Raw genomic sequence first — 25,372 nt, 5'->3', positions numbered from 1 at the left:
ATATTTTCAACTAATTGAGTTGCTCTTTACGAGTTGGTTACTGTAATAGCTTCTGCGGCTGCATTAATAGAAATGCAAAAAATGAAAAGACAAAACAGTATTGTTCTCGCACCGCTCGTGTAGATATAAAATACTACAAATCTCTATTTTTTAATAATCGGTAAGAAAGGAAAATGAAAATTACGGTCCAGCACAAAACAATACCAACGGAGGAATAATGTACACCATAATCTTTTATGTTGTCTAAACCAATTTGTGTTCCCAAGTTTTTTACCACAGACAATCGAGAAAACGGTTCAACTATTAAATTGGAGATGGATTCTAAAGGAAAAAACTGCATAATTGAAGCCGCAATTTTGCTATTTGGGAATATTTTGAAAGTCAAAATTCCTTTGATAATTCCTTCAATAATATTCCAAACTAAAAGAAATCCCAAAGCAAATGCGGAACGTTTCACTAGTATTCCTAAAAATAAACAGAAGGAGAAAAAACCAACTAATTTAAGGAAATAAGCCAACAGGTATTCTAAATTTGAAAAAACAATGCTGAATTCAGTATAAGAAGAAAAACTTAACCCTAAAAGAAGTGACATTATGAAGATAAAAAGCGTAGAAACTGTTGCAAATAAAATGACGGTTAGAAATTTAGACTGAATAAATTCTCTTTTACTCATTCCGTCAATTAAATTTTGTTTCAAAGTTCCATAACTATATTCGTTTGCCATCATGGACACGATTACGATAGCCAAAAATAATTTTAATATCGCTGCGATATAAGTGTTAAAATGCCAAATAAAAGGGAAGTTAAATATTCCCATCTCTGCCAAATGAAACTTAAAAATACCCAAGTCAAATTTTATTGAGGCTATTAATGCAATGAAGGTTAAGAGAATAAAATATGTTAAAGTCAAAATCCGACTTGCTTTATTTTTCCAGATTTTTTGAAGTTCTATAGAAAGGAGTCTTTTCATTTTTAGATTGATATTTATGATTTTAAGGTTGTGAGAAAACAAGACGGAGTTATTTATTTTTCGTCAATTCTAAAAATTGTTCTTCCAGACTGTTTTTTCGTTTAACCAAATGATTTAAAAGTATGTTTTTTTCAAAAAGAAATCGATTCAATTCTTTAGCCTCTAAATTATCTTTCAAATACACTAAAACTTTTCCATCCTCGTTCGCAACATTTTTAACTGCCGGATGCATTTTAACAACTTCAATTAAATTCGTATTGTCATCAGCCTGTAATTCAAAGAATCCCTCATTTGCTGACATACCATCAACTAATCCCGTGTATAAAATCTCTCCCTTTCTTAAAACTAAAACATGCGTACACACTTTTTCTACCTCGTCCAATAAATGAGACGCAAGTAGTATAGTCGTTCCTTTCGCGGCAATTTGTTTGATAATGTCTCTAATTTGATGAATTCCTTGGGGATCTAAACCATTTGTGGGCTCATCAAGAATCAAAATTTCAGGATCGTTCAGCAATGCAGAAGCTATGGCTAATCGCTGTTTCATTCCTAAAGAAAACGTGCTGAATTTGCTGTGTTGTCGATCTGTTAATCCCACTAACTCTAACTTTTCGGTGACTTTAGTGTAGCTAATTCCTTTAATTTTACAGACCAATTCTAAGTTTTCCTTCGCCGTCATGTACGGATAGAAATTGGGTCTTTCGATAATTGCGCCCACTTTTTTTAGTGCTTCATGGGTTTTCATTGCACCACCAAACCAGCTGTATTCTCCGGAAGTTTTATTGACAACATTTAGTACGATCCCTAAAGTAGTTGATTTTCCGCTACCATTAGGACCTAGAATTCCGTATACATTGCCTTTGTGGATATTGAAAGAAACATTTTTTAGCGCTTGAAGAGCACCATATCGTTTGTTGAGATTTTTGATAGAAAGTATCGTTTCCAATGAGTTCATCTTTTACTTTTTTATATTGGACGATCAAGGAAGCGTTTTGTTACTAATTAATCAGATTTAGTTTAAATCACCGATTAATTTGCATAAAACATCTAATTTTTGGGTAGTTATAGGTTTCATAATATATTCTCTAACCACTCTGTATTTCGCGGCCATTTCAATATCAACTGGGTCAATGGAGGAAGTCATTATGAAAATATGAATATCTTTCTTTAATGGTAATGAAATAAATTCATCTAAAAACTGCCATCCATCCATGACCGGCATATTTAGATCCAGTAAAATTGCATCCGGCAGAATTGCGTTATTTTCTGCATTTTGTTTTAATTTAGTAATAGCATCTTGAGCGTTGTAAAACGATTCTATTTCTTCACAAAAATCATTTTTAGAAATGAGGATACTCATTAGTTTTACGGTTAATTTGTCGTCATCTATGATGTATGTTAATTTATTTTTCATTTAAATAAATTTTAAAATTAGAACCTTGACCCACTGCACTCTCAACTTCAATTCTGCCGTCCATAGCTTCCAGTTGGTTTTTAGTAATAAATAATCCAATTCCTTTCGCATCTTCGTTACCGTGGAAAGTTTTGTACATTCCAAAGAGTTTATGGCCGTTTTTTTCTAAATTTAATCCTAACCCATTGTCTTTAAAATGTATAACAATACAATCCTCAATAATTTCGAATCCTATTGAAAGGGTTGCAGTTCGCTCAGGTGACTTGTATTTTATGGCATTTGTAAACAAATTTATTAAAATACTGTCTAAATAAGCGGGAATGGCAGTAACAACTAAATCTTCGGGAATAGTATCAGTAATGATTATTTTGCTCTCTTTTATGGCCAAGCTTAATGCCATTTTTGTTTTTTCGATTTCGTGTTTTAAGCGAATCCCTTTTTTTTCAATATTTGTATTTTGCTGAATGCATATAATCTCATTCAAATATTCTATTGATTCAGACAGTTTATCAGTTCCTTCTTTGAATAAATCAAAATAAGAAAGTTTATCCTCAATGTTGTCAGTATTTTCTATAACATCGACAATCATAGAGAGGTTACTAGTGTGTGACCGAATATTATGGGAAACAATATGTGTAAAGTTAAATAATTTATTGTTTTGACAACTAGTGATTTCTAACAATCTTTTGAGTTCTAATTCTTTTTCAATTCTTAAAGTCACATTGCGGCCTACTCCTACAAAGTTTATGAAATTATTATCACTGTCGAATACTGTGGTAATATTCAACTCAAACCAATATTTTTCTTTATTTTTATTATAATTGAGTATCGTGGTTTTTATGCTTTCTTTATTCTTGATTGCTTTTTGCATTAACAAGGTTGTCTTCAAGTCAGTTTCAGGTCCTGTGGATAAAGAACCTGGTTTTCGGCCTATTACTTCGTCCATATTCAGACCTGTAAGATCTAAATAAGCCTGATTTGCCCAAACCGCATCTCCGTTTAAATTTGCAATTACTATAGTATCTGTTGTTTCGGAGGCAGCGAGCGAAAGTAAATTTAATTTATTTTCGACGTTTTTTCTTTCGCTTATATCTCTAATAAAACAAACTAAATAGGTGATGTTATCTACCTGAAATTTTTTACCCGAAGCTATTTCTACAGGTATTGATTTTCCGCCTTTTGTTTTTATATAAGTTTCGTCTACGGTATATTCATTCCTGTATAAATTATAATTTAAAATAAAACGGACTTGTTTTCTAAATTCTTCCGGGAAAAGTTTAGAATTGTGTAAACCCTTTAATTCAAAAAGATCATATCCGGTAAGGTCGGATGATCGTGGATTACAATCTGTTATAACTCCATTTGAAGTGTCAATGATAAAAATGGCGTCGTTGGCACTAGAAAAAATAGACGAAAATTTTTCTACATTTAATCGCAGTTCATTAATTAAATTTTGCTCATTTGTAATATCCTGAAAAGTGCCTAATAAATTTACAGGTTTTCCATCAATGATTTCTACCTGGCAAATACATTCGATGAATCTGATATTATTTTTAGCTGTGGTAATTTGAAATTTATCTTCAAAAGAAATTCCTTCGTGCATAGCACTTTCCATACGACTTTTAATTCTATCTCTATTTTCACCTTCCGTGTAAAAATTTATTCCGCTACCGTTTACAGGTTCAAAATCATTAGAAACTTCAAGAATACATTTTGTAACTGCATCCCAAAAAATATGATTAGTCAGTAAATTCATTTTCCAAATACCAATCTTAGCTGATTGTGCAGCCTTGAAATAGAGGTCAAGTTTATCTGTCATTTGTAGATTTTAAATATTTAAAAATAGCGAGGCTTTCAAATATAAAGTTTATATCAAGGAATTTATTTTTTTAACAAAAATATAGATATTTTCCCTATATTTTTATAATTATTTATGAGAACTTTCTTAAAATTAACTGTTTGTGTGTTTTTATTGATTTTATTATTGTTAAACAAAGATTAAAAAGATTAAATCGTATCCATTAATTAAATATTAACAAACGCGATGGGAAGGATTTTCCGTTTTGCAATAGTAAGTTTTCTATTTCATTTAACATTTTTAGAGAAAAGTAAATTTACTGAGTTTATTACTTTTTAAATTAGCTCATTAACCTTGTTATGCATAAATTTTAAATATTTTCCTCTAAGAATTGTTCCGGTATATGGAACTTTATATTTCTAAACTATTCCAATCCAAAAGCTTAATTTATTGTAATTTTGTATTAAATTTTGCCAAATGAGTGAGCCAATAATGCTTTTCAAAAAACCATCCTATCCTATAAATGATTCCCTTTTGGAGTACTTAGAACGATTTGATCGATTATCTAAAGTTTCTGTTTTTTACGATGATTTATTACGCTTTGCAGGCTCTGTAACGGTGTATGATAAAAACGATGAGGACACCTTGTGGATTAGAGTCTATTATAATGAGTATGAAAGGGAAGAGATAGATTTAAATCTAAAAAAAATCTACTCGCTGTTGCATTCTGATGGAAATTTGGGAATTATTAAATTCCTAAATGTAGATGCTATTGATTACTGCACTTTTGGAAATTCCAAGCCTTTCCGAATAAAAGTCAGAAATATTCTTAATGACAATTACACCCATTTTTACATCAAGAAAGCGGATGCTTCCCGCGTTTATGGGTTAGAGCTGGAACACATACTTTCACCCGATAAAATAAATTTTTTAGTGTACCAAGACACTTTGATAGAAGAACATATCATGGGAATTCCGGGAGACGTTTTCATAAAAACCTTGCTGGCGGATTGTACCGAAACGGAAAAATCGCAAATAGCCAAAGAATTTGTAAAGTTCAATGAGCGCTGTATGATTCGATTATTGGGCGATATGCGTTCCTATAATTATGTGATCGTTCCTACACATGATTTTGATCATGTCGTTTATAAAATACGCGCCATCGATTTTGATCAACAGTGTTACGAAGGGAATTTCAAAGTGTATCGTCCTCAGTTTTTTAAAGAAAATTATCCGATGGTTAAATTGGTCAAAGATAAACTTCAAAACAGTTCTATCGAACAATACAAAGATGAGGAACGATCAGTGCTGGCCAAAAGAATTCTGTCGGCTGAAAACAGAATCAATAGATTATTGGAAATTATGGGTGAAGATGAACTTTCGCCAGAATCTCATTTGAAACAATTACAGATGGAACTTTACCGTTATACTAATGATTTGAATTTTAAAAAGGCAAAATCAATGGGAAATATCATGAGTGCAGCCTTTGAATTTATTACCCGAAATTTTAAAAGCAGTACCTTATTCAAAAGAAAAATTTAAAAGACCTTACATTTGAATGATACCTCTTCAGAAATAAATTGTACTATAAATAACATGAGTAAATATTCCTCCTTTTTAGTTGTTTTTATACTTTTTGCTTGTCAGCAAGAATCAGATTCTTTAACAACACTTTATGCGCTGCCCAATAAACTAAAGGAAGTTTCCGGAATAGTATATACTCCAAATACTAATTTACTTTGGACTTTGGAAGACCATGGGAATACCAATGCAATTTATGGGATAGATTCGAATGGCCAAATCGAGAAAACGATTACCATTGAAAACACGGCGAATATCGATTGGGAGGACATTACAAAAGACGTCGAAGGAAATCTGTATATTGGAGATTTTGGCAACAATGATAATGAACGAACGGATTTGACTATTTATAAAATCGATAAAAACGCATTAACTGCTGAAAGTACAAATCCGGTTTACAAAGTCTCATTTGCCTATCCGGAGCAAAAAAATTTTCCTCCCAAAAAAACCAAAATGTTTTATGACGTGGAAGGTTTTTTTGAGTTTAAAAACAATTTTTATCTTTTTACTAAAAACCGTAGTAAAGGGTTTGACGGAACCGCATTTTTGTATAAAATTCCCAATACGCCCGGTTTTCATCAAGCCGTTTTAATGGAGGAATTCAAAACCTGTAGCGCGTACAATCATTGCGCTATTACAAGTGCAACGATAAGCCCCAATGAAACAAAAGTTGCTTTGTTAACGCATGATAATCTCATTTTATTTGAAAACTTTCAAAAAGATCAATTTTTAAATGGAACAAAAACAGTGTTAGAATTGAATCATTTTTCCCAAAAAGAAGCGGCTTGCTTCATCGATAATGAGCGTTTGTTGATTGCCGATGAAAGAACCAAAAGTGTCGGAGGAAATGTCTATGAAGTCACTATAAAAATGTTAAAATCCAAATCCTAAACCAAAAGCAATTCTCGCGTCTTCACCGGCACTTTTAAAATAAGTCAGTCGTGCCGTTAGCGCATTTAGTCCGTTGAGCCATACTCCTCCACCAATAGACTGATGCCATTTTTCGGAATTTTCGCCTTTTAACCAAACCCTACCGTAATCAAAACCACCTAAGATTCCGTATGACATGGGTATGATGCTTCGCTTAATTTTGCCCAAATTCCAGCGTACATCACTACTCTGGTAAAAAGATTGATTCCCTAAAAAGCGTTCATTTCTAAAACCTCTCAAATCATAGTCACCACCTAAGTTGGCACCTTGGTAAAAATCAAAATTGTTGTTCAATACCATTTTTCCTCTCAGGATAGTGGCTAAAACTAGTTTTCCGTTGGCATCAATTTTATGGTTGAAATTAATTTTACTTTCTATTGCCGGAAAATTTCTTCTAGTATCTTCTAAATTCATTTTCCACGTACCAGCAATAGAAAAACCCATACCCATAGTCGGGAAGGAGGGAACATCGTAATTTTCAAAACTGTATTTTAAGGTTGCTCCTGCAAATTGTTGGTTTTCAAAAACAGCAGGATTTATATTGGCAGAAATGTCTACAAATCGATTCATCGTTTCTTCGACGGTGATTCTTTCAAAACTAGTTTGAAAATGAATTGCACTTCCGTACTTTCCAACTTTTTTTATGGATGGCATAACTTTCAGCATTTTGATGCGAACGCGATTGAAATCCATTCCAAAAGTATCATCATGATTTATAGTCTCATTTCCGTATCCAAAATAATTAATGGTAAAATTCGGACTCGTGAATCGGCTTTCAAAATCTAAATCCCATTTGCCAAATAATTTAGGAAAATTACCAGTGTAAATAAGTTCATACCCTTTTGTGGCAAAAAAATAATTGGCTTTCAAACTGTGTTTTTGGGTGTAAGGATTTTGTTTAAAGTCATTAACAACATAACCACTGACAATTCCTAATTTGATACCGTCATCAGGATTAAAACCAATATTAGGCAGCGCTGAAAAGGAATTGTATTTTGGTTTTTTATAATCGTACAAATTCGTTTCATAATCATCAGATAATAAAAGTTTGGTTTTAGAATCTAATGTGTACGTGTTGTTTTTTGATTTAAAATCATGGATTTTTATTTTTCTGCCATTTTCAACAACATACGAATCTTCATTTTGACCTCCAATTAATCGCACTTTAATTCCTGATTTTGTAGCTCCTATTACTTCAAAAATATCATCATCATCCAGGCCGTAAATCCATATTTTTTTTGTTTTTTTCGCGGTGAAATTCTTAATGTATTGCAATTCTTCACCACTGCTTTTTATACGATACACTTGAATTTTAAGCTTATTTTTTTCGTTGTTTTGAATGACAAATTTGTCTTTTTTATCCGTTCCAACAAGCAAAACAGTGTGTTGCAACACGGAATAATACGTTGCGGCAGAACGATGCAATTCATTTCGTCTTAGTTTCAGTTTGCGTTTGATATCACTGATTGTCTCGTCCTGAACTTCTTTTGGCAAATTAGTAAACGCACCATCAATAGCTGCATCCGATAAGTTTTCCTGAATATATTTTGCTTGTTTAATCCACTCGTTTTCATCGGCAATTTTTATAAAAGCGAGATCTAGGGGATAAGGTTCCCGGTTCATCAATTTGACATTTGACATTTTTTCTTTAAAAGGTTGCATGTGACGCAATTGTGCCTTTTTCATTAAAACAAACAGCAACGCACCGTCATACTTCGGAAACGCCTGATCTCGGTCTTGCGGAATAGGTTTGTAAATTACTTTTTCACCTACCTTATATTCGCCCCAGCTCCATTGATCTTCATGTCTGTCCCAATCTCCTACAAGCATGTCGAACAGTCGAGCTTTGATATAGGCACTTTCATCAACCGAATATTTTTCGTCTTTGTGAAGATTTTTGATAACGTCTTCCGTGCTGATAATGGCAATTGGATTTCCAAAACTTTTCACGCTAATTTGGCTGTCCGTTGGTCGTTCTTCAACAAGGTACAATTCATCTCCAAAATTTGCATTAAAATTTTTTAGTGCTCTATGTTTTGGAATATAATACAGTGCTGGGTTAGTATGCGCTACGCCAATTTTTGCTGCTAAATTCCCAACAGCAAACGGAGTGTAAGGGTGTGCAGTGGTGTAAAAATCAGATAAAAGATCTTCAGCGTAGGTATCTTCAAATTCGTCTTGGATAAACTGATTTTTGAAAGCTACTGTTTGCAGGAAACGCGTAGTGCTTTTTTTCATGGCATGCATCACATATTCCTTCCCTTTTTTGTCAATAAGTTGTAATGAATTTGACTGATTACCGCCTCCAGAACGTTTGGGTTGCAGTCCTCCAAAAAGGGTATCTATGGTAGTTGTTTTTGCCGCTATCGGGAGGCTGTAATATTTTCGAAAATGATTTCCAAAAAAGAATTTATAAAATACCGATTTTTGGGTTTGTTTCGTTGTATAAATGCTGGCAGTGGTCGTTTTAGGAAATGTGGTTGGGAATACTTTGGTTATGTAATCGTCTTTTTGATCCAATACCAATTGCTCATAAATCAGTTTTTCTTTGTCATTTTCCTTGCCGTAAAAAGAAACTTTTGCAGAACCATTTTCATAAACAGCTAATGTGGCATATCCATTGCGGCCATAAGAAAAATCATTAGGGTAAATTGCTTTTGCAGCCTCTGATTTAGAACCAGCACCACTGATAATTTGTTTGATATTATCTTTTTCAATGTATTGTAAATTGTGGTCATGACCTGAAACAACAATAACATTATCTTGATTTTGCAATATGGTTTTTACTCTTTTAATAAAAATGGTGTATTGTTTATTTTGAATATCTTGAGGACTTGCTCCAGTTGTTTTTCGGAAAAAATTAGCTAACGAACCTAAAACTGGAAGTGGAATTTTTTGTTCTAAAGGGAAAAGTTGTTTCTCCACTGAAAATTGTCCTCCGTGAGAGCCATTGCTCATTAATGGATGATGCAGTGCTAAAACGACTATTTTTTCTTGGTTTTTAATCAAAAGATTTTCCAGCTCGACAAAAAAAGCTGCACGAGTTTTGATGGTGCAATCATCGTTAATAGTGGGACTGTCATCCCAATCTTCCAGAAACCATTGGCTGTCAATGGTGATTAGCACTACATTTTTATTTATTTCTAAATCATCAATACCACAACTTTTTCTGGGAAGGAACGACTTTTTATCGTTGAGGTATTCGGATACAAATTTAGCCTGACGTCCCAATCCTTCAATTCCGCTGTACCAGTCATGATTTCCAGGAATGAAAATAGTTTGCCCTTTGAAATTTTTAGACAATTTCAGTTGGTTTGTCAGTTTACTTTCGGCAATAATTCGTTCGTTCGTAAGTTCAGTATTGGGCAATCCTTTCGGATAAATATTATCACCCAGGAATAAAAGAGTAGCATTTTTTGAAGCCTTTTTTAATCGGTCTCCCAAAGAACCAAGCATCTGCTGTGCCGTTTTTTCATTGGTATTTCCAGCATCGCCAATTAAATAAAAGGTGTGTGCAATTTGCGAACTGTCTGTTGCTTTTAGAGCAGTTGGTTTTTTGATGTTTTGTCCAAATTGTGCATGATGAGTGGCGCATGACTGCAACATTAATCCCGACAAGAGTACTATTAAACCTGCTTTATTGAAAGTAATAAAACAATTATCCGAAAATAATTTCATAATTTAGTTGTATAAAATAGGTCCATAAATTTAGTAGAACAGGCCAAAAACTTTTTTGAAAAATTGTTCAAAGATAAACTTTCTTTCTTGCATAGTTATTATAATTTTAATCTCAAAAGACACTACTTGTCTTCCTTTGAAACAATACAATATCTTTATGATATAAATATTTCATAAACAGTAGATTACATCTTTGTTGATGAGTAAATGGGACTACACGATAACTGTAATTCAAAAAAAATCTCCAGCTACTTTCGTAATTGGAGATTAAAATATTTATAGATGTATAACCTGCGCCTGAACACTGATATTTAACTTTTTTCCTCTTTATTAAAATAAACTAAGTAATAGTACATTTGTTTTTCCTCATCCCAACCTTTTTCCACATATTTTTCAGCGCTTTCAGGATTGATGAAATCCATTTTAATTTGGATGTGTGTGTCTAAATTTATGACGTTTTTGATTGATTTTCTGGCATCAGAAACTGCTGCATTTGCAATAGGAAAAGAAGTTACATCTTCAATGCTGTATTTTTCGCCTTTGTCAATTTTGTAATTTTTGAACTCAGGAATTAAGTCTGGGTTGTCTAAAACTTCATTTAGGAAATTAGTTTCTTCAAATTGATCATTTTTGGCAAAATAGTTTACCGAACGGTTCATGAACATCACTTCCTCTTTCTTGTCTTCTGCAGGAAAAACGACATCTTTAGCGAAATTCTGACAAAATTTCAAATATTTCTTTGTAATGAAGTTTTCATCTTCAAAAGCATCTACTGATAAGAAATGTTCCAGCCAATATCTGGCATCGTAGCGGTTGCTGTCAACAGTCAGGATCTTATATCCTTCCTCTTTTTTATAATTAAAGATGATACAACCTTTGTCCAGCTTAGTCAGACTAACACCTTGCTGCAAAATCATTTCCAAGTGCGTTGCTTTTTCTTCAAACTGCAAAAAGTCAGCTTGAATTTCACTTTTGAAAATTCCAATCGCGTCCACTACATTATTATCAATACTGACGTTTGTCAAATAAGTAACATAAACTTCACCATTCTTGATATGCGGGTGATTGGACTGCTCAAATAAGTGCGTCGTGATTTTTTTAGAAACGTCATGAATAGCACCCGGATTATCAAAAACTTCTGTTGCAAACTTGAACATGTCGTTGTAATCCAAATCAATTTCATGAGCAAATTGAAAATAATTTTCTTCTTTTTCTCTAAAAGGTTTAAAGAAAAATTCTTTCATCAAAGGCACAATCTCATCGTTCAAACTAAAAGGTTGTTCCGATAGAAAAATAGCTTCATTTCTACTTTTATTACCCACTCTGTGTATGGATAAGTTCTCGATGTGCGTATTATATAAGTTGATCATGTTTTATATTTTTTAAGATAAAAGAACCAAGATGAAAGATAGAAAAAAGATCTTTTATCGTGACTTTTGATTCTTTATCGTCTCGTTTTTTAATTCCAATTCTCCTCAAATCCGTAGTCCTCAAAACTGTCATCGCCTTCAAACATATCCAAATCATCTTGGTCTAAATCATCTTCAAAACCACTGTGGTAATCATCGGCATTATCCGCTTCAAAGTTTTTTTCCATCGCTTCGTCCGGCATTTCTCCGTGAGAAAAAATAGTTTCAGGATATAAATTTCCAATCACCTGATCTTCAATAGCAGCAAGTTCTACAAGGAAAGTCCACATATTGATGAAATCATAAACGTATAAGATTTTAGTGTTTTCCTTATCTAAAATATCTGATAATTGATAATCGCTCATGATTTTTTGCTCGCCTGGAACATCTCCGGCATCAAAAAGTGAAATTTCCTCTTCTTGGTTCCAAGTTTCATCACAAGTATAAAAAGACGCCACTTCCATTCCGTCAAAACCAAAGGAATTGAAAATAGCATTGTGTAAATCTTCTAAAGTATCGTCTTCAAGTATTGTGATGTCTCTAAAAACATCTTCTTCCGCGTCTAGAATCACTCTAAATTTATATACCATAATCTTTGTTTTTATTGAAAGCTCAAAGGTAAAATATAATTTTAGATTTAGATTTCAGATTTTCGATTTGTTGATAAGATTTTTGCGTATCTATTAATAGTCAATAGGACAATAGGAAAGTTTTTTAAGAATCATATTTCGAAGAATGACATGCGTCAGCAAACTGTCAAAATAAGGTTTCGTTTTGAAAAAATAGTCATAAGTTGACAATCAATCTACAAACAAGAATCGTTTAGGTAGTATTAAATATATGCTATTACGGCCGAAGAAAGAAGGAAAGATTGGAAATTAAAATTTACCAGAAATGACTCCTCGCTAAAAAAGCGGAAGATTACAGTCTGCTATATTGTATTAAATAGAAAAGTGCTGTCAGATTTTAGAAGAAATTCTCACAATCATAAAAAAACTACTTCGTTTACAAAAAAGTGAATATTTCAAGGCAAAGCAGTACACAAATGATGTTTAATGATTTTAGAGATTAGCATCGAGTTATTTATCATGCAAATAGGCTACGCAACGAAAAAAGAAATAAAACTAATGATTTGCTTTTCAGCAAAAGAAATAGAAGGCTTAGAATTACAAATAAAACAGTCAGAAGGTGAAACCCAAAATTGAAAATCCATTTTAAATGTTTACTTAAAATGGTGTAAATACCAAATTTCTAGGTTGCTTGGGCGTAAATTTCAACTATTTGAAAGAAAACCCGGCGTAACAACTTTTGGATTGTTCGTCAACAATTTTACACAATTATTCAAGGCGGTATGTTCTTTTGAGATGTGCACAGAGAATAGGCTTTTATCCTATTTTTTTATAAAATAATTTCTCCTTTTATGATTACGGTATCAATCAGATTACTGCCAAAAGCATAAGGTAATTGATAATAAGAATCAATGGGTTTCGTAATAATTAGATTTGCTTTTTTACCTAAGGTGATACTTCCGTGGGTTTCAGAAATTCCCATGGCGTAAGCTCCATTTATCGTGGCAGCATTTATGGCTTCTTCGGGAGTCATTTTCATTTTGATACATGCAGTTGCCACTACAAAATTCATGTTTCCGGATGGAGTAGAACCAGGATTATAATCGCTTGCGAGCGCAATTGGAAGTCCAGCCGTGATCATTTCTCGTGCTGGAGTGTAAGGAATACTCAAAAAATAAGAACAAGAAGGTAATGCAACAGGCATTGTTTCAGTATTTTTCAACGCTTCAATATCTTTCGGCTTCATAATTTCAAGATGATCTACGGAAAGCGCATTGTATTTTACTCCAGCTTGAATTCCGCCAATGGAGTTGAACTGATTGACATGAATCTTTGGCTTTAAGCCAAATTTAATTCCGGCTTCCATAATTTCTCGGGTTTCTTCAACAGTAAAATAACCCGTTTCACAAAATACGTCTATAAAATCCGCCAGTTTATTTTCAGCAATTTCAGGAAGCATTTTGTTGATGATTAAATCGATATAACCTTGATGGTTTTTTGCGTATTCCGATGGGAAAGCGTGAGCACCCAGAAAAGTTGCTTTTATGGTGATTGGATAATTTTGAGCTAATCGCTGAATCACTCGAAGCATTTTCAATTCACCGTCAACGGTTAATCCGTATCCCGATTTGATTTCAACTGCTCCAGTTCCCAAACGCATGACTTCCTCTAGTCGCACTTTGGATTGTTGGTAAATTTCTTCTTCAGAAGTTTCGTTCAGTTTTTTAGCTGAATTTAGAATTCCACCGCCACGATTGGCGATTTCTTCATAAGTAAAACCAGTGATTCGATCTACAAATTCCTGTTCCCGATTGCCGGCATAAACAATATGAGTATGACTGTCACACCAAGACGGTAAAACCATTTTTCCGTCTGCGTCAATGCACTTTTCTGGATTTACGTTGGGCAAATCCTCCATAGAACCAAAATCAGAAACAACTCCATTTTTAAGTATCAAATAGGCGTTTTTGATTGTTGGTAGAACCGCCATTTCAGCACCTGATACTTTCAAAATTGAAGAATCCCGGACCTGAAGCAACTCTTTAATATTGATGATTAGTGTAGTCATGTTACCTGATAATTATTCAGAAACTTTGATTTCAAACATTTTGTCCCAATTTTTCCCGGTGACAAAAATGGTTTTTGTTTTTGGGTTGTAGGCAATTCCGTTTAAAACGTCAGTATCCTCTAATTTTACAATTTTAGTAGTCAAATCAGCAAGATTGATTATTCCTTCTACAGCTCCATTTTTCGGATTGATGACAGCGATAGCATCTTTTTGGTACACATTTCCATAAATTTTCCCGTCAATCCATTCGAGCTCATTGACTGCTTTTATTTTTGTTTCAAAAGAATATACGTTTAAGTAACCTACTTCTTTAAATGTGGTCGGGTCAATAATCCAAATTTTTTCGGTTCCATCGGATTGGTATAAATATTTTCCGTCATTAGTCAATCCCCAACCTTCAATAGGCTTGAAATAGCTAAACGTTTTTTCTTTTTTGAAAGTATCTGCGTTGTAAACGTACCCTTCATTATTTTGCCAAGTCAGTTGGTATACTTTGTTGTTTAAAATCGTAATTCCTTCACCAAAATATTTGTCAGCTAGTTCGACTTTCTTATAAACTTCTCCCGTTTTATAATTTGTTTTTCTTAAGCTGGAGATTCCTCTGTTTCCTGATGGACCTGAACCGTTCCCTGTTCCTTCATACAGTGTATCTCTGTAAAATTCTAATCCTTGCGTGTACGCTTGAATATCGTGCGGATACGTATTTACGATGGTGTAATTTAATAATTTTGGCTGAATATTAGAAACTAATTCTACTCTTGTAGTAGCTTCTGCGTTTTGCCCTTCATAAAAAACTAAAGCTTTTAGGTTTTGATAGCCCAATTTTTGCTCTTTCAATTCAAAAGTTAATTTGTCAACTCCTTTTTTTGAACCAATTTTTTTGTCATTTACATAATAGACAACGCTATCTATAGTTTTGCTATTAGAATTCAGAATTTCCAAAGAAAGAGCTTCCTGTGGTTTATATTGTTCTTTAAATTTGGAATTATCAAAGGAGAATAAAGTATTAGCACCTTTTTTTGTTTCGTTGCAACTTGCTAAAGTGATTCCTAATAAAATGATAGATAGGAAGTTATAATTTTTCATAGTTTTAATTTTGGATACCCCAATATACAACGTTATTTTTAATGATTAAAGCTCTTGTAAAAATATAAAAAGATTGTATATTTGCACCGGCAAGTCCTACACGACCAGCTCCTGCAGACTCCCCCAGGATGGGAACATAGCAAGGGTACGTGGTTGAGCGGTGCGATGTAGGTCGCTTGCCATTTTTTTTATTTATTACAAAAGTAGTCTTCCTTCGGGAGGATTTTTTTATTTTTGGACCTTTCGTACCGCAAACATCAACAATCATGAAAAAAGTAGTTTTAATTACAGGAGGTTCTTCGGGAATAGGAAAATCTATTGGCGAATTTTTGCATCATAAAGGTTTTGTTGTGTATGGAACCAGCAGAAATCCGGAACGAATTTTAAATTCGGTTTTTCCTTTAGTGGCTTTGGATGTTCGGGATGCGGATTCGATTCATGCGGCTGTTGCCAAAGTGATTGCGACTTCCGGAAAACTTGATGTTGTTATTAATAATGCTGGAGTTGGGATTACGGGACCATTGGAAGAAATTCCGATGCATGAAATAAAGAATAATTTTGAGACTAATCTTTTTGGCCCAATTGAAGTGATGAGAGCAGTGTTGCCACAAATGCGAGTGCAAAAATCAGGATTAATTATCAATGTGACTTCCATTGCGGGCTATATGGGTTTGCCGTATCGAAGTGTTTATTCCGCTTCAAAAGGCGCATTAGAACTCATAACAGAAGCGATGCGTATGGAAGTGAAGTCTTTTGGTGTTCGTATTACCAATGTGGCTCCGGGTGATTTTGCGACAAATATTGCGTCGGGACGTTTTCATGCTCCGGTTCTAAAAGGATCGGCTTACGAAACTCCGTACGGAAATACATTGAAAACAATGGATGAACATGTGGACAGTGGCAGTAATCCGAATAAAATGGCCGAAGCGGTGTATCAAATAATCCAAACTCCGGAACCTAAAATTCATTATAAAGTGGGCGTTTTTATGCAAAAGTTTTCGATTGTTTTGAAACGAATACTTCCTGATAAAGTATATGAAAAAATGCTGATGAACCATTATAAGTTGTAATTTTGCACGAAATTTGTGAGCGTGAGGGATTGCAGTGAAAATCCTTTTATTTTTTCTTTAAAAATAAAAGATTGAAGCGGAAAGCCCGACCCTTGGGTCACGCCCAAAGAATTAGAAACACACAATTAAATTAGATAATATGAAATTTTTTATTGACACGGCTAATTTAGCTCAGATTAAGGAAGCACAGGCGTTGGGCGTTTTGGATGGTGTTACAACTAATCCAACATTAATGGCAAAAGAAGGAATCACAGGAAAAAACAACATTTTGAAACATTATGTTGACATTTGTAATCTTGTTGATGGTGATGTTAGTGCCGAAGTAAATGCTTTGGATTACGACGGAATGATAAAAGAAGGTGAAGAGTTGGCGGATTTACACGAGCAAATCGTGGTAAAATTGCCGATGACTAAAGAGGGAGTGATGGCTGCTAAATACTTTTCGGAGAAAGGTATAAAAACAAATGTAACTTTAGTATTCTCGGCTGGTCAGGCTTTATTGGCTGCTAAAGCGGGAGCTACTTATGTTTCTCCGTTTATTGGTCGTTTAGATGATATTTCTACAGACGGTTTGGCTTTGATTGAAGAAATAAGATTAATTTATGATAACTACGGTTACGAAACTCAGATTCTTGCTGCTTCAGTGCGTCACACTATGCACATTGTAAACTGTGCGAAAATTGGTGCTGATGTGATCACCGGACCACTTTCTGCCATTTACGGCTTATTAAAACACCCATTGACTGATATCGGATTGGCGCAATTTGTGGCTGATTTTGAGAAAGGAAATAAATAGATTTAAGATTGCAGATCACCGATTTTTGATTTGAAGATCTCGAAATAAACAAAAACTCCCATTATGCTTAGCAAAATGGGAGTTTTTTTGTTGGTTTGGTTTTGATTAGTTTATGTTGAAATTAGTGTGCTCCACCAACTTCTATTTCTTTTCCGATTCCTTGTTTTTCTAGAATTCCAATTACTTTCCATCCGTAGAATGCTATGAATGCAAAACATAAAACTGGAATAAAGTAAGAAGCATGAATTCCGATGATATCCGCTAGTTTTCCTTGTAACGGTGGGATAATTCCACCACCCAAAATCATCATTACCAAAAAGGCAGAACCCTGAGACGTGTATTTTCCTAATCCGGCGATTGCCAATGAGAAAATAGAAGGCCACATAATACTTAAGAATAATCCACCGCTCATAAAAGCAAAAATAGCTATTGTTCCAGTAGTAAATAAACCAATAAGCATTGCTGTCATTCCCATTAAACCAAAAATCATTAAGGTTCTAGACGGTTGGTCTTTTCCTAAAAAGAAACCAGCGATTTGAAATAAAATTACAAATGCATAAGCATATAAAGGCGTTACATCTTGTCCGGAAATAGCATTAGCAGCTAATACCACTCCAAAAGCTACATAAGGAACTACAATAAGTAAAATTTTCTTTAGTTGTGATGATGGGTTGAAAACTGTAATGGCTCCCGCCCAACGTCCGATCATTAAACTTCCCCAGTACATAGACATGTAAGGTGCTAAAGCTGGTCCAGAAATAGAACCAAAATCAGCGGTGACCAATAATTCACCAAGGTTACTCCCTATAGTTACTTCGACACCTACGTAAGCGAAAAGGGCTAACATTCCCAAAACTAATTGTGGGTATTTCATGGCTCCCCATCCTTCAGGATTTTTTTGAGCCGTGGTATTTGCAAAGAATAATCCGATAACAACCACTAAAAGTGTGGAAACTGTTAAGGCTAATCCTAAGTAATCTTTCTCTTTATTCTCAATAAAACGAGTAATAAATTCAGGTTCTTCATAACGGGAAAAGATATAGGCAAAAATAGCAACCAAAATTACAGTGATGGCAATTAGGGTTTTCATTGCTTTGTTCGCGGTTTCAAAAGTAGAATCACTTTTTCCAGCCGGTAACTTTTTAGAAAAATGGAATAAAGCCGCTGCCAATAAAAATAGCCCTCCAACAAATACATACAGGATTCTCATTGAATCCAATGAATCTGGTTTTTTAGCATATTCTTCAATATTTACACCAGCAATAACACCAAACAAGGCGATAGAAACCACTATCGGTCCTATTGTGGTGCCCAATGAATTAATTCCTCCGGCAAGATTCAGCCTGCTTGATGCTGAATGTGGTTCACCCAGTGAAGCGGCAAACGGCTGTGCCGATGTTTGTTGTAATGAAAAACCAAGTGCTACAATGAATAATGCACCAAGAATAAACAAATAACTTCCTTGTGTTACCGCTAAAATCATAAGCAGAGCCCCAAAAGTACTTATCAATAATCCGTAAATAATTCCTTTTTTGAATCCCCAACCGTTTAGAATATCTTTTTTGGCTATGCTGCTAAAAATAAAAAGCAATAAAGCACCGATGTAATAAGCACCATAAAAAGCAAAATCGATAAGTTGACTTTGAAATTGATCTAAGCCAAATTTAGCTTTGCAAAATGGAATGAAAATCCCGTTTGATGCTCCAATAAAACCCCAAAAGAAAAATACGGTTATGAGCGTGTAAAGCGCGGAATTGTTAGACTTTGTTTGTTCTGAATTCATAAGTATAAATTGGTTAGTGATGATTGTAAAATACTTTTATAACTGTAAGACCGTAAATATATTTGTTAAGTAAATTAAAAAAAAATAATTTAGACTAAATATTGTTATAATTATTGAATAACCATTTTTTGTTGAATTTGCCTGCTTTTTTTTCAAACATTTTGCTATTTCTAAAACAAGTAGAAATAAGAAATGCGGTTTGATATTTTCTAAATTGGTAAAAACGGGCTATGATTTCCGTGATTCAATAAATTTTGGGATCCAAAAGTAATTATTTAATTGTAGGGTGTTGATTTTTCTCTGCTCTTTTAAAAAAACCTATCTTTATAAATCAGTATAAAAAACGCAATATGAAAAGTGATCTAGAAAGAAAAACGGATATCAGTTATGAAAGTGCCGGAAAATTTGAGGAAACACGATTTGAAAAAATTCATAATAAAATTTTCAAAAACGCTTCGGAAGCATCTTTAATAGTTGCTCACGAAATTGCTCAATTGATTAAATCCAAACAAACCGAAAACAAAGCTTGTATTCTTGGTTTGGCAACTGGTTCTTCTCCGATTAAGGTATATGAAGAATTGGTTCGAATGCATCAAGAAGACGGCCTTAGTTTTAGCAATGTAGTCGCTTTTAATTTGGATGAGTATTATCCCATGAAGAAAGAGAACCACCATAGTTATCATCACTTCATGCACGAGCATTTGTTCAATCACATTGATATTAAACCGGAAAATATAAATATTCCTGATGGAACAGTGCAAGCTGATGCGCTCAAACAATATTGTATCGATTATGAAAATAAAATAAAAATTGCTGGTGGCCTTGATTTTCAATTGCTGGGAATTGGTCGTACAGGTCACGTAGGTTTTAATGAACCGGGTTCTCACATCAATTCCGGAACCCGAATAATTACTTTGGATTACATTACAAGAGTCGATGCTTCTTCTGATTTTAATGGAATCGAAAGTGTACCAAAAAGAGCACTTACCATGGGTGTTTCAACAATTCTTAAATCCAAAAGAATTGTTTTGATGGCTTGGGGCCAAAATAAAGCTGAGATAATAAAGAGAACTATTCAGGGCAATAGCAGTCCTGATATTCCGGCAACCTTCTTGCAAAATCATGACAATACCACTTTTGTTTTAGATCAATCGGCAGCTTCGGAACTAACGCGGTTCAAAACACCATGGCTCGTTCAAGATTGCAATTGGACATTGGAACTAAAATGTAAAGCGATTGTTTGGCTGTGTTTAAAGACAAATCGCTCCATACTAAAATTGACCGACAGGGATTATAACAATAACGGCATGTCTGATTTGCTGGCTTTAGAAGGTTCTGCATACGATTTGAATATTAATATGTTCAATGTATTGCAACACACCATAACGGGATGGCCGGGAGGAAAGCCCAATACGGATGACTCCAATAGACCTGAAAGAGCAAATCCCGCAAAGAAGCGAATTATCCTTTTTAGTCCGCATCCGGATGATGATGTGATTTCCATGGGAGGAACTTTTTCTAAATTGATACGACAAGGACATGATATTCATGTCGTTTATCAAACCTCAGGTAATATTGCGGTTACAGATGAGGAAGCTCTGAAATTTGCGGAAGTTTGTAATGATTTTGTTGACAATGAAGCGACAAAAATTGATTTTCAATCGGTTATTAATTTTTTGAATAATAAGTCAGAAAATCAAATGGATTCCCCAGAAGTTAGAAAGCTAAAAGGACTTATCAGACGCAGAGAATCGTACGCAGCAGTACGGTACATTGGATTGAATGAATCGAATATCCATTTTCTGGATATGCCTTTTTATGAGACGGGGCTAATAAAGAAAAACCCAATCCATGCGGAAGATATTGCTATTATAAAAGCGATTATAGAAAAAATAAAACCGCATCAGGTTTTTGCGGCCGGTGATCTTGCGGATCCGCACGGAACGCATGAAGTTTGCCTTAACGCTATTTTTGCGGCAATGGCCGATTTAAAACCACAACCGTTTATGAATGATTGTTGGCTTTGGTTATACCGCGGCGCATGGCATGAGTGGGGAATACATGAAATAGACATGGCCGTTCCGTTAAGTCCGGAGGAAGTAATGTTAAAACGACACGCTATTTTGTACCATCAATCGCAAAAAGACCGCGTGATGTTTCAAGGTAATGATTCCAGAGAATTTTGGGTGCGTGCCGAAGACCGCAATAAACAAACTGCAAAATTGTATGATGATTTAGGATTGGCAGAGTATGAAGCCATCGAAGCTTTTAAACGTTTTGACTATTAAGAATATATTGAAGACCTGCAAACTATGAAATACTTTTTAATCCTATTATTTGTAACTTTTGTTTCGAATGCTCAAATCACCACCGAGCAATTAAACCTAATGCCTTGGCCACAAAATATAAAGTTGACCACTGGCACTTTTGCTTTAAGCAAAAATTTTAAAGTGAATATTACCGGGAATCCTAATCCCAGAATTTTTATAGGCGCAACCAACTTTGTACGACGATTGGATGGCAGAACGGGATTGTTTTTGGAGCAAAGTTTTTTGACAAAAGTTAACGAAAGTCCGGAAGCGGAATTGCAAATAAATTGTGTTCGCAACGGAAAAATAGAAATAAATGAAGATGAAAGTTACGAATTGAAAATTTCTTCTAATCAAATAACCATTAATGCTACTAGCGATTTAGGGGCTTTGCATGGTTTGGAGACGTTATTACAATTGCTTCAAAATAATAGTACATCATATTACTTTCCGGTTGTTGAAATCTCGGATTCGCCGCGTTTTACCTGGAGAGGCTTGATGATTGATGCGGCCCGACATTTTCAACCGGTAGATGTTATCAAAAGAAATCTGGACGCTATGGCTTCGATGAAAATGAATGTTTTTCATTGGCATTTGGCGGATGATCAAGGTTGGAGAATTGAATTGAAAAATCATCCTAAATTGACAGAATTAGCTTCAGATGGAAATTTTTACACTCAGGAAGAAATCAAAAATATTGTAAAATATGCTGATGAAAGAGGGATTCTGGTTATTCCTGAAATAGATGTTCCGGGACACGCATCGGCGTTGCTGACTGCTTATCCGGAAATAGGAAGTAAAGTAGGCGAGGGGGAAATTACGTATGAAGTGCAAAGAAATTCAGGAATTTTTAATGCGACTTTAGACCCTACAAATCCAAAAACATACGAAGTTATAAGTTCGATTTTTGACGAAGTGTGTACATTATTTCCGAGTAGTTATTTTCATATTGGCGGTGACGAAAATAATGGAAAAGAATGGAATGCAAATCCTGCTATTCAGCAATTTAAGAAAGATAATAATTTTGTCAACAACCATGATTTGCAAACTTATTTTAATATGAAGTTGATTCCAATCTTGAAAGAATACAACAAAAAATTAATGGGTTGGGAAGAAATAATGACTGAAAACATGTCAAAAGACGCCATAATTCATGCTTGGCGAGGAACTAATGAAGGTCAAGAAGCCGGCGGAGCATTGATCAAAGCCGCAAAGAGCGGTTACAATACTGTGTTGTCCAATGGGTATTATATTGATTTGATGCTTGGTTTAGAAAGTCATTATTTGAATGATCCCATACCCAAAAAGATTATTCTTAGTCCAGAGGAAAAAGCAAGGGTTTTAGGAGGAGAAGCCGCAATGTGGAGCGAACTCGTAACGCCATTAAATATAGATTCCAGAATTTGGCCACGAACCGCCGCGATAGCCGAGCGATTATGGTCTGATGAATCCGTTACAAATATGAACAGCTTACGCAAAAGGTTGAAAACAATTTCTTTTAGATTAGAAGAACTCGGAATTACGCACATTAGAGACAAAGAAGTGATTTTAAGAAACATCAGCAACAATCAAGATACGCGTGCATTGAATGATTTTTCGAATCTTTGTGAACCACTGAAAAATTACAAACGCAATGGTGGCGGAAAGAAATACCGCATGCATTCTCCACTAACCTTATTTGCGGATGCTTGTAATGCTGATGCTTCGGAAGCACTAGATTTTAATGCTGCTGTAAAAAATTATTTATCGGATAAAAGCAAGGAGAATAAAGGGATTGTAACTGACTTTTTTAAGAAATGGATTACCTTAAATTCCGATTTAATTGCTTTAGGTGCAAATGCACCGCTTGTGCAACCGCTATTGCCTTTGTCTAAAAGTTTGAGTGATTTGTCTCAGCAACTATTACTTGTAATGGATAAAAAACAAACTATAAATTCAACGCTCTTAAATGATTTATTAGAAAAATGCAATACCAGAAGTCTTGCTGATGTAGAATTAGCAGTTTACGGCAGTTTGAAAAAGTTGTTGTAAACAAGAAAATGTAATATTGTTTTTACGAAGTAAGAATTTTGAAATCCTGACAACTGCGTCAGGATTTTTTTTTGAACTATTATCTTAATACACAAATTAAAACCGTTAAAAATCGATTTTTTGGGAATTCAGTAAATCAGTATTTTTTTCGTATTTTTGCAAAAATTTTATAAAATAAATATTCATGTTAACAGTAAATAATTTATCAGTTCAGTTTGGCAAACGAATTTTGTTTGACGAAGTAAATACTACCTTCACTCACGGTAATATCTACGGAGTTATCGGAGCCAATGGTGCTGGAAAATCTACTTTTCTTAAAATAATTGCCGGTGAAATGGACCCAACCTCGGGACATATTCACTTAGAACCTGGAAAACGTATGTCGGTTTTGAACCAAAACCACAATATGTTTGACGAAAGCACCGTATTGGAAACCGTTATAATGGGAAATAAAACCCTTTATGCGATCAAAAAAGAAATGGATGCTTTGTATTTAGATTACAATGATTCAAATGCGGACAGGATAGGCGAGTTACAAGTGCAATTTGAAGAAATGAATGGATGGAATGCTGATTCCGATGCGGCATCGATGTTATCAAATCTCGGAATTTCAGAGGAATATCATTATACTTTAATGGGAGATCTTGAGGGAAAAATTAAAGTTCGTGTCCTTTTGGCACAAGCGCTTTTTGGAAATCCGGATTTACTTATTATGGATGAACCTACCAATGATCTGGATTTTGAAACGATTGCTTGGTTAGAGAATTTCTTAGCTAACTATGAAAATACCGTAATTGTCGTTTCTCACGACAGACACTTTTTGGATTCCGTTTGTACGCATATTTCTGATATCGATTTCAGTAAAATAAATCATTATTCCGGAAACTATACATTCTGGTATGAATCAAGTCAATTAGCAGCAAAACAACGCGCGCAACAAAACAAAAAAGCAGAAGAAAAGAAGCAGGAATTAGAAGAATTTATTCGTCGTTTTAGTGCGAATGTAGCCAAATCAAAACAAGCTACTTCGCGTAAAAAAATGATTAGTAAATTGAATATTTCCGAGATAAAACCATCAAGTCGTCGTTATCCGGCTATTATTTTTGACCAAGAGCGTGAAGCAGGAGATCAAATTTTGAATGTGCAGAATTTAAGCGCTTCTATTGAAGGAGATGTTTTGTTTAAAGGCGTAGATTTGAATATGGCCAAAGGCGATAAAATCGTTCTTTTCTCCAAAGATTCACGTGCTACAACAGCTTTCTATGAAATTTTGAACGGAAATAAAAAAGCGGATTCCGGAACTTTTGACTGGGGAGTTACAACAAACCAAGCGTATTTGCCAGTAGAAAACCATTCATTTTTTGAGAGCGATTACACGCTTGTAGACTGGTTGCGTCAATGGGTAAAAACGGAAGAAGAACGTGATGAGGTAAATATTCGTAGTTTCCTTGGGAAAATGATTTTCTCAGGTGAAGAGGCGTTGAAAACCTGTAGAGTTTTATCTGGAGGAGAAAAAGTGCGTTGCATGTTGTCTCGAATGATGATGGAAAGAGCAAATGTTTTAATGCTGGATGAACCTACCAATCACTTGGACCTAGAGTCGATTACAGCATTTAATAATTCCTTGAAAAACTTTAAGGGATCTGTAATTTTCACCACTCATGATCATGAATTTTCTCAAACGGTTGCCAATAGAGTAATTGAATTAACACCTAATGGAGCGATTGACCGTTACATGACTTTTGATGATTACCTTGATGATGAAAAAGTTCAGGAATTGAGAGCTAAAATGTATGTAGTGTAAAGAGTAATTTATATTTAAGACTAAAAATATCCCGCAATTGCGGGATATTTTTATTAAAAGAAGTTTTTGATTTTCG

The 25,372-nt window shown here is 34.4% G+C and carries 18 protein-coding genes and 1 other RNA gene; 9 read left to right on the top strand and 10 right to left on the bottom strand.

Annotated features, from left to right (window positions below; translation table 11 throughout):
• Nucleotides 1-133 precede the first annotated feature (133 nt).
• From ACP7AV_RS11425 to ACP7AV_RS11410, 4 genes are all read right to left on the bottom strand, one after another.
• A complete protein-coding gene (locus ACP7AV_RS11425) occupies nt 134-970 on the bottom strand; it encodes an ABC transporter permease (RefSeq protein ID WP_426092050.1) in 837 nt (278 codons plus the stop codon).
• A 49-nt stretch (nt 971-1,019) separates the two neighbouring features.
• On the bottom strand, nt 1,020-1,916 hold the full coding sequence (locus ACP7AV_RS11420; RefSeq protein ID WP_426092137.1) for an ABC transporter ATP-binding protein: 897 nt from the start codon (nt 1,914-1,916) through the stop codon (nt 1,020-1,022).
• A gap of 66 nt (nt 1,917-1,982) precedes the next feature.
• The gene (locus ACP7AV_RS11415; RefSeq protein ID WP_426064850.1) at nt 1,983-2,384 is read right to left on the bottom strand and encodes a response regulator; all 402 of its coding nucleotides are present in this window, start codon (nt 2,382-2,384) and stop codon (nt 1,983-1,985) included.
• On the bottom strand, nt 2,374-4,203 hold the full coding sequence (locus ACP7AV_RS11410; RefSeq protein ID WP_426092049.1) for a PAS domain S-box protein: 1,830 nt from the start codon (nt 4,201-4,203) through the stop codon (nt 2,374-2,376). The genes ACP7AV_RS11415 and ACP7AV_RS11410 overlap by 11 nt, the downstream gene beginning before the upstream one ends.
• A 456-nt stretch (nt 4,204-4,659) precedes the next feature.
• Between ACP7AV_RS11410 and ACP7AV_RS11405 the strand changes: the two genes are divergently transcribed.
• Complete coding sequence (locus tag ACP7AV_RS11405) at nt 4,660-5,724, top strand: hypothetical protein (protein ID WP_426064852.1); 1,065 nt, start codon at nt 4,660-4,662, stop codon at nt 5,722-5,724.
• A gap of 54 nt (nt 5,725-5,778) precedes the next feature.
• Complete coding sequence (locus ACP7AV_RS11400; protein WP_426092048.1) at nt 5,779-6,654, top strand: hypothetical protein; 876 nt, start codon at nt 5,779-5,781, stop codon at nt 6,652-6,654.
• Here the strand turns inward: ACP7AV_RS11400 and ACP7AV_RS11395 are convergent.
• The 3 genes from ACP7AV_RS11395 to ACP7AV_RS11385 form a co-directional block, all read right to left on the bottom strand.
• Entirely contained in the window at nt 6,637-10,371 is a 3,735-nt protein-coding gene (locus ACP7AV_RS11395; protein ID WP_426092047.1) for a metallophosphoesterase, read from the bottom strand. The genes ACP7AV_RS11400 and ACP7AV_RS11395 overlap by 18 nt on opposite strands.
• A 311-nt stretch (nt 10,372-10,682) precedes the next feature.
• Entirely contained in the window at nt 10,683-11,741 is a 1,059-nt protein-coding gene (locus ACP7AV_RS11390) for a nucleoid-associated protein (protein ID WP_426092046.1), read from the bottom strand.
• A gap of 89 nt (nt 11,742-11,830) precedes the next feature.
• Complete coding sequence (locus tag ACP7AV_RS11385; RefSeq protein WP_426092045.1) at nt 11,831-12,370, bottom strand: IS1096 element passenger TnpR family protein; 540 nt, start codon at nt 12,368-12,370, stop codon at nt 11,831-11,833.
• A 465-nt stretch (nt 12,371-12,835) separates the two neighbouring features.
• Here ACP7AV_RS11385 and ACP7AV_RS11380 point away from each other — a divergent pair, with 465 nt between their 5' ends.
• Nucleotides 12,836-12,985 (top strand): hypothetical protein, encoded by a 150-nt coding sequence (locus tag ACP7AV_RS11380; RefSeq protein ID WP_426092044.1) that lies wholly within the window; start codon nt 12,836-12,838, stop codon nt 12,983-12,985.
• Nucleotides 12,986-13,178: 193 nt separating this feature from the next.
• Here the strand turns inward: ACP7AV_RS11380 and hutI are convergent, their stop codons facing one another.
• Complete coding sequence (gene hutI, locus ACP7AV_RS11375) at nt 13,179-14,417, bottom strand: imidazolonepropionase (RefSeq protein ID WP_426092043.1); 1,239 nt, start codon at nt 14,415-14,417, stop codon at nt 13,179-13,181.
• A gap of 12 nt (nt 14,418-14,429) precedes the next feature.
• Nucleotides 14,430-15,503, bottom strand: coding sequence for a glutaminyl-peptide cyclotransferase (locus tag ACP7AV_RS11370; RefSeq protein ID WP_426092042.1), 1,074 nt, complete (start codon nt 15,501-15,503; stop codon nt 14,430-14,432).
• Nucleotides 15,504-15,590: 87 nt separating this feature from the next.
• Between ACP7AV_RS11370 and ffs the strand changes: the two genes are divergently transcribed.
• The 3 genes from ffs to fsa all read left to right on the top strand — a co-directional run bounded on the left by ffs (nt 15,591) and on the right by fsa (nt 17,369).
• Nucleotides 15,591-15,688, top strand: an RNA gene (ffs, locus tag ACP7AV_RS11365) — signal recognition particle sRNA small type.
• Nucleotides 15,689-15,769: 81 nt separating this feature from the next.
• A complete protein-coding gene (locus ACP7AV_RS11360; protein ID WP_426092041.1) occupies nt 15,770-16,573 on the top strand; it encodes an SDR family oxidoreductase in 804 nt (267 codons plus the stop codon).
• A 139-nt stretch (nt 16,574-16,712) separates the two neighbouring features.
• The gene (fsa, locus tag ACP7AV_RS11355; RefSeq protein ID WP_091206595.1) at nt 16,713-17,369 is read left to right on the top strand and encodes a fructose-6-phosphate aldolase; all 657 of its coding nucleotides are present in this window, start codon (nt 16,713-16,715) and stop codon (nt 17,367-17,369) included.
• Nucleotides 17,370-17,490: 121 nt separating this feature from the next.
• On the opposite strand, the gene ACP7AV_RS11350 is transcribed toward fsa, so the two are convergent.
• Complete coding sequence (locus tag ACP7AV_RS11350; protein ID WP_426092040.1) at nt 17,491-19,152, bottom strand: MFS transporter; 1,662 nt, start codon at nt 19,150-19,152, stop codon at nt 17,491-17,493.
• 350 nt (nt 19,153-19,502) lie between these two features.
• Here ACP7AV_RS11350 and nagB point away from each other — a divergent pair, with 350 nt between their 5' ends.
• The 3 genes from nagB (at nt 19,503) to ACP7AV_RS11335 (ending at nt 25,296) form a co-directional block, all read left to right on the top strand.
• Entirely contained in the window at nt 19,503-21,440 is a 1,938-nt protein-coding gene (gene nagB, locus ACP7AV_RS11345) for a glucosamine-6-phosphate deaminase (RefSeq protein ID WP_426092039.1), read from the top strand.
• Nucleotides 21,441-21,464: 24 nt separating this feature from the next.
• The gene (locus ACP7AV_RS11340; protein WP_426092038.1) at nt 21,465-23,492 is read left to right on the top strand and encodes a beta-N-acetylhexosaminidase; all 2,028 of its coding nucleotides are present in this window, start codon (nt 21,465-21,467) and stop codon (nt 23,490-23,492) included.
• A gap of 184 nt (nt 23,493-23,676) precedes the next feature.
• A complete protein-coding gene (locus ACP7AV_RS11335; RefSeq protein ID WP_426092037.1) occupies nt 23,677-25,296 on the top strand; it encodes an ABC-F family ATP-binding cassette domain-containing protein in 1,620 nt (539 codons plus the stop codon).
• Nucleotides 25,297-25,372 lie beyond the last annotated feature (76 nt).

This window comes from Flavobacterium sp. DSR3-2 (assembly GCF_049896525.1).
Classification (GTDB): Bacteria; Bacteroidota; Bacteroidia; order Flavobacteriales; family Flavobacteriaceae; genus Flavobacterium.
The sequence above is the reverse complement of the archived record's forward strand: the minus strand, read 5'-3'. Positions and strand labels throughout refer to the sequence as shown.